Here is an 8,358-nt window from a genome sequence, read left to right as displayed (position 1 = left end):
CCGTAGAGCACACCGGCCACGGCGTGATCGATGTCCGCGTCTTCGAACACGATCGTCGGCGACTTGCCGCCCAGCTCCAGCGAGACAGGCATGAGCTTTTCTGCCGCCAGACGCGCAATGCCGCGCCCGACTTCGGTGCCGCCCGTGAAGGCCACCTTCTTGACCTTCGGATGCCGCACGAGAATGTCGCCGATCACCGAGCCCTTGCCCGGCAGCACCGACAACACACCGCGCGGCACACCCGCGGCTTCGCAGATACGGCCCAGTTCGAGCGAAGCCAGCGGCGTGACTTCCGCAGGCTTGAGCACCACCGCATTGCCTGCGGCGAGCGCAGGCGCAAGCTTTTGCGCGTCGGACGCAATCGGCGAGTTCCACGGCGTAATGGCGGCCACCACGCCCAGCGGCTCATGAACGCTCATCGTCAGATAGTCGCCACGCGACGGCGTGAGCGTCTCTTCCAGCGTTTCGAGACACGCGGCGAAATAGCGGAACGTGCCCGCAGCGCTCGCCACAAGCGCCCGCGTCTCGCTGATCGGCTTGCCGTTGTCGCGGCGTTGCAGGTGCGCCAGTGCCTCGGCGCGCTGCGTGATGCCATCGGCCACGCGATGCAGCACGGCGGCGCGTTGATGCGGCTTGAGGCCCGCCCAGTCGGCACGGCGCCACGCGGCATCGGCAGCTTCCACCGCGTCGGTCGCATCCTGTGCGCCCGCGGCCGCGATCTCGGCATTCACGCTCTCGTCGGCCGGATACAGGCTCTGATAGCGCTTGCCCGAGCCGGCACGCCATTCGCCGCCGACCAGAATGTCGCTCGAGAACCCTTGCAGCAAATCTTGATGACTCATGGTGCTTGTCCTGCGAGAACTAGATCACGCAATTCGCGACGCGGTTCTTGAGCGCGCGAATCGCCGAGTAAGCGGTCAGGGCCGACGTCTTGGGGTTGTCCGGCAACGGCTTGCCGCACATCTCCAGCGACATCTCGCCAAACGCACCACGCACCGCAATGTGATGCACGTTGCGCGAGGTGGCCGGGTCGGCAATCAGGCGCACACGTGTGGCGTCGAGCCCCAGACCGGCGATGGCTACGGTGGCCGCCACATTGGCGTTCTTCGGGTACAGACGCGCCGCGTCGCGGGCACTGCCTTCGAAAATCACCGTGGCGGTGGCAAGCGTCGTCAGATCGCAAACTTGCTCGGCCGGCGTGCCCTGCCAGCCCAGCGGCGGCTTGCGGCCGGTGTAGACCACTTCATCCAGCCCCCCTTCGCGAGCGGCGGAGATGGCGTCGATACCGCCGATGGCGCCCGAGAGCAGCGTGACGGTCGATGCGCCTTCCTTGGCGGCTTGCTCCAGCGCGGCAAGCAGTTCCGAATCGGACAGCGCGCCGATGGAAGCCACCGCGCAATCGATGCCTGACTTCAGCAATGGCACGACGTGCGCCGACAGCGCGCTGTGCCCCGCGCACTCAAGCACGAAGTCCGGACGGCGGGTGAGCGCCGCGGCCGACGACACCACTTCGGTGCCTTCACGCACGCTCTCGCGCACGCGCGCCGCAGCGTCTTCGGGCACGATCACGTGGCCGATGCGCAGATTCGGATCGCCCGCGCAGGCTTCGTAGACTTTGGAGCCGATGGCGCCGAAGCCGATCAGCGCGACATCAACCGGTCGATGATTCATTTCACGCATTCGCAGGCTCCCGCACCGGCGGACCGGCAAAGTGCGACGCGAAGCTGCCGACCGACAGCATGTCGACTTCGAGCAGCACCGGGCCGTCGTGGGCCACAGCGCGCGCGACGGCACCTTCGGCCTGATCGATGGCCGTGATGCGCTCGTGCTTGAGTTGCAGGCTGGCGCAGAACGCAGCGAAGTCCGGCTGATGCAGTTGCACGTAGTGACGGCGGCCGCCGTACTGCGCATCCTGAATATTGCGAATCACGCCGTAGCACTGATCGTTCATCAGCAGGATGATGACCGGCGCTTTCTCCTGCACAGCCGTGGCGAGTTCGCCCACGTTGACCATCAGGCCACCGTCGCCGCACAACGCCACCGTCTTCTTCGCATTGCCGGCGAGCGCCGCGCCAATGCCCATCTGCATGCCCTGACCGATGCCGCCGCCCAAGGCGTGCACGCCCGCACGCGGCGAGAAAATCTTCAGCAGGCGGTTGCCCCACGTGCTGTTCGAGATCGTGACGTCGCGCACCCAGTTGAAGTCGCGGCCCAGTGCACCTTGCAGCGCGGCCACGAGTTGACGGTACGGGCCAAGACCTTCCGCGACCTGTTTGACGGCGGCATCGCGCGCGGCGGCCAAGTCGGCGTGGAACGCCGGGTCGACCGACAAGCGGCCTTGCAGGCGGTCAGCCAGCGCGTTCAGTACGCGTGCGGCATCGCCTTGCACGAACAAGTCGTTGCGATAGCCGCGGTTGTCGGCCAGCCCATCGGCGTCGACGCGATAGAGCGGACGCGGCAGGCCGAGCTTGTACTTGAGCGTTTCGTTACCGCGCAGACGCGAGCCGACCACGAGCACGGCGTCGCACGTCTTGTAGAACGCTTCGACCGTCGGGTGAATGTTGAATGCGCCCAACGTGGCGGCGTGGTCTTCCGGCACGATGCCGCGACCTTGCACGCTGGTGACCACGCCAAAGCCCATGTCGACCAGTCGCTTGACGGCCGCCTCTGCGCCGCGCGCGCCACCGCCCAGCCAAAGCAACGGGCGATGTGCCGCAGCCAGCTTGTCGGCCAGTTCCGCCACGCGTTGCTCGTCGTGCGACGGCACTGTCACGTGCGGCGCAGCCAGATCGGCCGGCCATTCGATTTCCGCCGCCTGAATGTCGATCGGAATCTCGACGCTGACCGGGCCGGTCGGCGCGGTCAGCGCCGCACGCACGGCTTCACGCACGGTCGAGAGCGCCGTGTCGACGCAACGCACACGATAGGCCGCTTTCGATATCGACTTGAGCATGCTCAGTTGATCGGGAGCTTCGTGGATGTAAGCGAGGTCGCGGTCGAGGAATTCGGTTTCGATCTGACCGGTGATGTGCAGCACCGGCGTACCGGCGGTCAGCGCTTCGACCATGGCACCGGCGGCATTCCCTGCTGCCGTACCCGTGCTCGTGAACGCCACGCCCAGTCCACCCGAGACACGCGACAGGCCATCGGCCATGTTCAGTGCACCGGCTTCGCCGCGTGCGCCGACGTAACGGATTTTTTCGCGGCGCGCGATAGCGTCGAGAATCGGCATGTTGTGAATCGAGATCACGCCGAACGCGGTTTGCACACCGCATTGTTCGAGGAACGCCGCGATGACTTCGCCGACGGTGGTTTTGTTAGACATGTCTTGCCAAGCCTCCGGAAACATCGATATGGCTGCCCGTCGTGTAGGACGATTGCGGGCTCGCCAGGAAAAAGATCGCTGCGGCCGCCTCTTCAGGCCTGCCCAGACGCTGCAACTGGATTTGCTTCTTGCGGGCCAGCTCGCCGGTCCACTCCTGCCACGTCTTGCCTTCGCCCTGCGCGGCAAAGCGGCGGCGCCACTGCCCCGACTCCACAAGCCCGATCAGAATCGAATTGACGCGCACTCCCTCCGGCGCGAATTCGCTGGCCATTGAGCGCACCAGATTCTGGATACCGGCACGCGCCGACGAGGTGGCCACCATGTGGGGTTCGGGCTGAAGGGCCAGCAGCGAATTCACGCAAACAATCGCGGCATCACCCGTCTCGCGTGCAGCGTCGCGCAGCATCGGCAAGCAGGCGCGTGTGGTGCGGATCACGCTGAAGTACTTCAGTTCAAGCTCTTCGCGCCACGCGTCGTCGGTGGTGTCGGCAAAGGTCGACACGCGGCCCTGACCTGCGTTGTTGATCAGCATGTCCAGACGCCCGAACTCGCGCTGGATGCGCTCAGCGAGCGCGGCAACGTCGCCCGCATCGAGCACATTGGATTGCGCGGCGATGAGGCGCGCGTCCGGATGGCGCTCGCGCAGGTGCGCTTCGGCTTGCGTCAGCCGCTCGGCGTTACGGCCGCAGATCGCGACAGCGGCACCCGCTTCGAGCAGGCGCTCGGCGGTAGCCAGCCCGATACCGGACGAACCGCCCGTGACCAGCGCCGCGCGTGCGGAAAGGTCGATCTTGATCATTTCAATCCCAGTGACTTCATGTAGGGGGTGGTCCGGCCGTCACTGCCCGGCCGGTAGTTCAAACGGTGCGACAGCGCATCGGCGGCTTCGCGCACTTGGCCGATCAGGCCCGCATCGAGCATCGACGCGTCGATGTTGGCGCGCGGAATCGTGACCGTGATGGCCGCGCAAATGCGGCCCGTGTCGCTGCGCACCGGTGCGCTCACCACACTGATGCCGCGCTCGAACGACGAGGCCGACACGGCATAGCCACGCTCCGCGTCTTCGCGCACGCGCTCGAAAAGCTCGGCGAGCGTCTCGGGCGTTTGCGGCGTGAATTTCTCGAGCGTCTTTTCCGGATAGAGCGCCTTGAGCTCGGTCAGCGTCAGATCGCCCATCAGCACGTGGCCATGCACCGTCGCGTGGGCGGGCAAGCGCGTGCCGACGTTCACCTTGATCGAATTGAACACGCCCGCCACGCTCTGCGCTTTCGCCACGAAGACGATGTCGCGGCCATCGCGGATCACGATGTGCGAAGTGAGTTGCGTGGCGTCGCGCAAGCGCTCGATGATCGGAATGCCCAGATCGGTCAGCTCCAGCGAGCTGAGGTATTCGAAGCCCAGACGCAGCACGGCCACGCCCAGACGAAAGTTCTTTTCACTGCCTGCGCGCTCCAGAAAGCCCATGGCTTCGAGCGTCTGCAACAGACGGAATACGGTGGTGCGTGGAATGCCGAGACGCTGCGACAGCTCCGGCGCGCTGAACACGGATTCGCGCGGCGAGAACTGCGTGAGGATGCGCAAACCGCGCTCCAGCCCCGGCACGAGATAGCGTGACTCGGACGGCCCGGCGTCAGCGGCATCGAGCCCTTCGGCGTCTTGGTCGTTCATCGCATCGATCGCATCGATGTCGTCGCGCGTGTCGTCTTCAGGCAGCGCGGTCGTGTTGCGTTTCGGGGTTGCCGGTGCCATCTCAACGCCCTCCCGCCGCCACCCGGTCCAGCCACGCCGCAAGTGCAGCGTTCAGAACGTCGGGGGTTTCGATATACGACGCATGACCTGCGCCGTCGATGATTTGCAACGTCACGCCAGCCACGTCGGCAATGACCTGACAGGCGGCGGGCGTCGTAATGCCGTCCTGCGCGCCGACGGCCACGGCCACCGGTCCTGCGTTGGCGGCCACGTACTGCGCCAACTCGCCTGCGACATCACCGTTCGACAGCAGATGCGTTGCCTGCCGATAACCGGCGGGCAGCACACGGCTCATATTCCATTTCACCCACGCGCGCGGCAGGTTCGCGGCATTCGGCGCGACCAAGTTGTCGCTGCGCTCGCGCGCCATACCGGCCGGCCCGAGTTTGTCGAGCATCGCCAGACGGCTGTCGCGCTTCGACACTCGCACTGCCGGATCGGCCTTGCCGTAGCCGCCTGCCGGCGAGCAGAGAAAGAGGCCGCGCACGCGCTGCGGTGCACGGCTGGCGAACTTCGTCGCCATGATCGCGCCGAGTGAATGGCCAACCAATGCGACGCGATCCAGACCCAGCGCGTCGAGCCATGCTTCGAGCGCGTCGGCGTAGGCGTCGGCATGCGGTTCGGCATCGCTCACATTCGACGTCTCGCCGTAGCCCGGCGCATCCCATGCATACAGCGCGACATCCAGACCGGCCGCTTCGAACTGGGCGAGCCACGACGCGGCCCCCGAGCCGATGCCGTGCAGCATCACGACCGCGATGCGGCCGTCGTCAGCAGTGGCGGTGCTGCGATAGCCGACCGTCCCCGCACGCGTGACGATGGTGCGATACGCAAACGCATTCAGTCGCGCGCAAAGCGGGGCGACGATGCCATCGCTGGCGTCGGGCAGTTCGGACTTGAGAGCTTCGGCTGACATGGCTTCGGGTAACGTCTTCTGCAATGACTCGGAGAAAATTCCTGCCGGCGTGGCGCTTGCCTGTGGCTTGCACCCGCCGGACTTTCGGGAAGAACGAGGCTCCCGCGCTTACTTCTGTTCGCGCTTGATCTTGGCGAGCGGCGAATCCGGCGGATACGTCGGCGTGACCGGCTTTTGCGAGCCGAGCATCACGCACATGAGCGCGTCTTCGTCGCCGATGTTGATTTCCGTGCGATACACGCCCGGCGGCACCGAGATCAGATCGCGTTCGCCGAGAATGGCTTCCCACGTCTCGCCGTCACGCTCGCAGACCACTTTCATCTTGCCGCGCATGACGAAGAAGATTTCTTCCACGTCCATGTGGATGTGGCTCGGGCCGATGTTGCCGGCCGGAATCACCATGGTCGAGAACGTGAAATGACCGGCGGGCACCGTGTTGACATCCTTGGCGACGCCCGTGCCGCCCGTGCCGACGTAGCGCATCTGCGCACGGCGATACTTCGGGTCGTAGTCGGCCTGAAACTTGAGAGCATCCCAGTCGTACTTGCGCGTCGAAAAACGCGCCACACGCGAGTCCAGCCAGTCGCTGAACGGCTGACCTTCGGCCTGCGTCCAGCTCTCGACGGCCTGAGGCGTCGCGGTGTTTTTAGCTTCGGCTTGCGCCATGTTGTGACTCCTTGAAGGCGTTGCGAATAAGAGAAGACGATTCGTCGTGCCGCGTCACGGCATGACGAAACCGCCGTTGACCGGCAGCACCTGACCGGTCACGAAACGGGAAGCATCGGAGAGCAGGAACAGCACCGGCCCGACCACGTCGTCCGGCACCTGTGCGCGCGGCAACGCGCGTCCTTCCAGATAGTGGCGATGACGCTCGGCCGGCACGTAAGCGGTGGCTTCGACCTCCACCAGCCCGGGCGCGATGGCGTTCACGGTGATGCCGTCTGGGCCGAGTTCGCGCGCCAGCGAGCGGGTCATCGCCATCACGGCACCCTTGCTCGCGGCATAAGCCAGCAGGCGCGGCGCGCCCCACAGTGCCGTGTCCGAGGCGATGTTCACGACACGCCCCTGCCCCGATGCGCGCAGATACGGCAGTGCCGCCATCGTCATGAGCCACGTGCCACGCACGTTCACGTTCATGACGGCGTCCCACGTCTCGATGCTCAACTCGGTGGCGAGCTTGCCGCCGGAGTTGGTAATCGCGCCGTTGTTGACGAGCCCGTCGATGCCGCCCATTTGCTCGGCGGCCACCTTGGCAGCCGCTTCAACCGAGGCCGGTTCCGACAGATCGACGCGAACGAACGAGACCGCGTGACCCGCGTCGCGGAGTTCGGCAGCGAGCGCTTGCCCCGCGTCTGTCGCGATATCGGCAATCGTCGCCTGTGCGCCACGGGCGACGGCGGCGCGCACGAAACCTTCGCCAAGACCACGAGCGCCGCCGGTCACCAGCAGCCTCTTGCCGTCGAGCGGCGAGAGCGTGGCGGTGTCGAGCGGGAGGATGGGCAGTTCGGTCACGATGCGTTCCTTGTAGGCTGAAGAGCAGGTCGCGTCATCACGTCAGGCGATGTTCATCGATGCACGCGGCACGTAATGCAGTGCGCGGCGCTCAAGCCAGACCACAGCCGCGTAGGCGGCGATACCGATGACCGTCAGCCCCGCGATGGCGACAAACACCATGGCGGTGTTGCCCTGCCCTTCGCCGTAGACCAGCAGATAGCCCAGCCCGCGATCGCCGCCGACCAGCTCACCGACGGTCACACCGATCACGGCAAGCGTCGAGGCGATGCGCAGCCCGGCAAACAGGGCCTGCATGGCCGACGGAAATTCGACGAAGCGGAAGATCTGCCAGCGGCGGCCGCACAGCGCGCGCACCAGATTGACCATGTCGGGGTCGACCGAGCGCACGGCGCCCAGCACGTTGATCATCACGGGGAAGAAGACGATCAGTACGGCCACGAGAATCTTCGGGTAGATGGTGTAGCCCATCCACATCACGAACAGCGGCGCGAACGCCACCTTCGGTGCAATTTGCAGCGCGAGGATGTACGGCGAGAGCATGGCTTCGGTCGACGGCGACAAGCCGAGGATCACCCCGATCAGCACGCCCAGCGCCGAGCCGATCACAAAACCGGCAATCACTTCGAGGGCCGTCACGCCGACGTGCAGCCACAGGTTCTCGACCTGAAACATGCGCACGCCTTCGACGAGCGTCGACGACAGCTTGGGCAGCACGAACTCGGGCACGCCGAACGCCGTCGGGCCCCATTGCCAGGCGGCCGCGAAGAGCAGCAACAGCACGAAACTGCCAGCGGTCAGTTGGGCTTTGGTGAGGGTTTTCATAGCGGGAATTCCAGTGTCTTGGGCAAGAGAT

The 8,358-nt window shown here is 65.6% G+C and carries 9 protein-coding genes; all 9 read right to left on the bottom strand.

Annotation, left to right across the window (positions count from 1 at the left end):
* Window positions 1-842, bottom strand: an 842-nt coding sequence (locus CDV44_RS07340) for an aldehyde dehydrogenase family protein (protein ID WP_141118689.1), incomplete at its 3' end; no start/stop codon positions are given.
* Between the two features lie 19 nt (window positions 843-861).
* Window positions 862-1,680, bottom strand: coding sequence for an aspartate dehydrogenase (locus CDV44_RS07335; RefSeq protein WP_087687431.1), 819 nt, complete (start codon window positions 1,678-1,680; stop codon window positions 862-864).
* Entirely contained in the window at window positions 1,673-3,325 is a 1,653-nt protein-coding gene (locus tag CDV44_RS07330; protein ID WP_087687429.1) for a thiamine pyrophosphate-binding protein, read from the bottom strand. The genes CDV44_RS07335 and CDV44_RS07330 overlap by 8 nt, the downstream gene beginning before the upstream one ends.
* Window positions 3,318-4,124 carry an SDR family oxidoreductase gene (locus CDV44_RS07325; protein ID WP_087687428.1) on the bottom strand — a complete coding sequence of 269 codons (807 nt, stop codon included), beginning with the start codon at window positions 4,122-4,124 and terminating at the stop codon, window positions 3,318-3,320. The genes CDV44_RS07330 and CDV44_RS07325 overlap by 8 nt, the downstream gene beginning before the upstream one ends.
* Window positions 4,121-4,993, bottom strand: a complete 873-nt coding sequence (locus CDV44_RS07320) for an IclR family transcriptional regulator (protein WP_087687445.1) — start codon at window positions 4,991-4,993, stop codon at window positions 4,121-4,123. The genes CDV44_RS07325 and CDV44_RS07320 overlap by 4 nt, the downstream gene beginning before the upstream one ends.
* Window positions 4,994-5,075: 82 nt before the next feature.
* Window positions 5,076-5,990, bottom strand: coding sequence for an alpha/beta fold hydrolase (locus tag CDV44_RS07315; RefSeq protein ID WP_141118688.1), 915 nt, complete (start codon window positions 5,988-5,990; stop codon window positions 5,076-5,078).
* A gap of 108 nt (window positions 5,991-6,098) precedes the next feature.
* Entirely contained in the window at window positions 6,099-6,656 is a 558-nt protein-coding gene (locus CDV44_RS07310) for a cupin domain-containing protein (RefSeq protein WP_058375531.1), read from the bottom strand.
* 54 nt (window positions 6,657-6,710) lie between these two features.
* Window positions 6,711-7,502 (bottom strand): SDR family oxidoreductase, encoded by a 792-nt coding sequence (locus CDV44_RS07305; RefSeq protein ID WP_087687425.1) that lies wholly within the window; start codon window positions 7,500-7,502, stop codon window positions 6,711-6,713.
* A gap of 42 nt (window positions 7,503-7,544) precedes the next feature.
* Entirely contained in the window at window positions 7,545-8,327 is a 783-nt protein-coding gene (locus CDV44_RS07300) for an ABC transporter permease (RefSeq protein ID WP_087687423.1), read from the bottom strand.
* Window positions 8,328-8,358: the final 31 nt, after the last annotated feature.

Origin of the sequence: Pandoraea sp. PE-S2R-1 (assembly GCF_002179865.1) — a bacterium.
Classification (GTDB): domain Bacteria; phylum Pseudomonadota; class Gammaproteobacteria; order Burkholderiales; family Burkholderiaceae; genus Pandoraea.
The sequence above is the reverse complement of the archived record's forward strand: the minus strand, read 5'-3'. Positions and strand labels throughout refer to the sequence as shown.

Excerpts from the sequence above, each read along its gene's own strand:
- CDV44_RS07315 (WP_141118688.1), bottom strand. The coding sequence starts at position 5,990 with ATGTCAGCCGAAGCTCTCAAGTCCGAACTGCCCGACGCCAGCGATGGC.
- CDV44_RS07320 (WP_087687445.1), bottom strand. The coding sequence starts at position 4,993 with ATGAACGACCAAGACGCCGAAGGGCTCGATGCCGCTGACGCCGGGCCG.
- CDV44_RS07330 (WP_087687429.1), bottom strand. The coding sequence starts at position 3,325 with ATGTCTAACAAAACCACCGTCGGCGAAGTCATCGCGGCGTTCCTCGAA.
- CDV44_RS07325 (WP_087687428.1), bottom strand. The coding sequence starts at position 4,124 with ATGATCAAGATCGACCTTTCCGCACGCGCGGCGCTGGTCACGGGCGGT.
- CDV44_RS07300 (WP_087687423.1), bottom strand. The coding sequence starts at position 8,327 with ATGAAAACCCTCACCAAAGCCCAACTGACCGCTGGCAGTTTCGTGCTG.
- CDV44_RS07310 (WP_058375531.1), bottom strand. The coding sequence starts at position 6,656 with ATGGCGCAAGCCGAAGCTAAAAACACCGCGACGCCTCAGGCCGTCGAG.
- CDV44_RS07335 (WP_087687431.1), bottom strand. The coding sequence starts at position 1,680 with ATGCGTGAAATGAATCATCGACCGGTTGATGTCGCGCTGATCGGCTTC.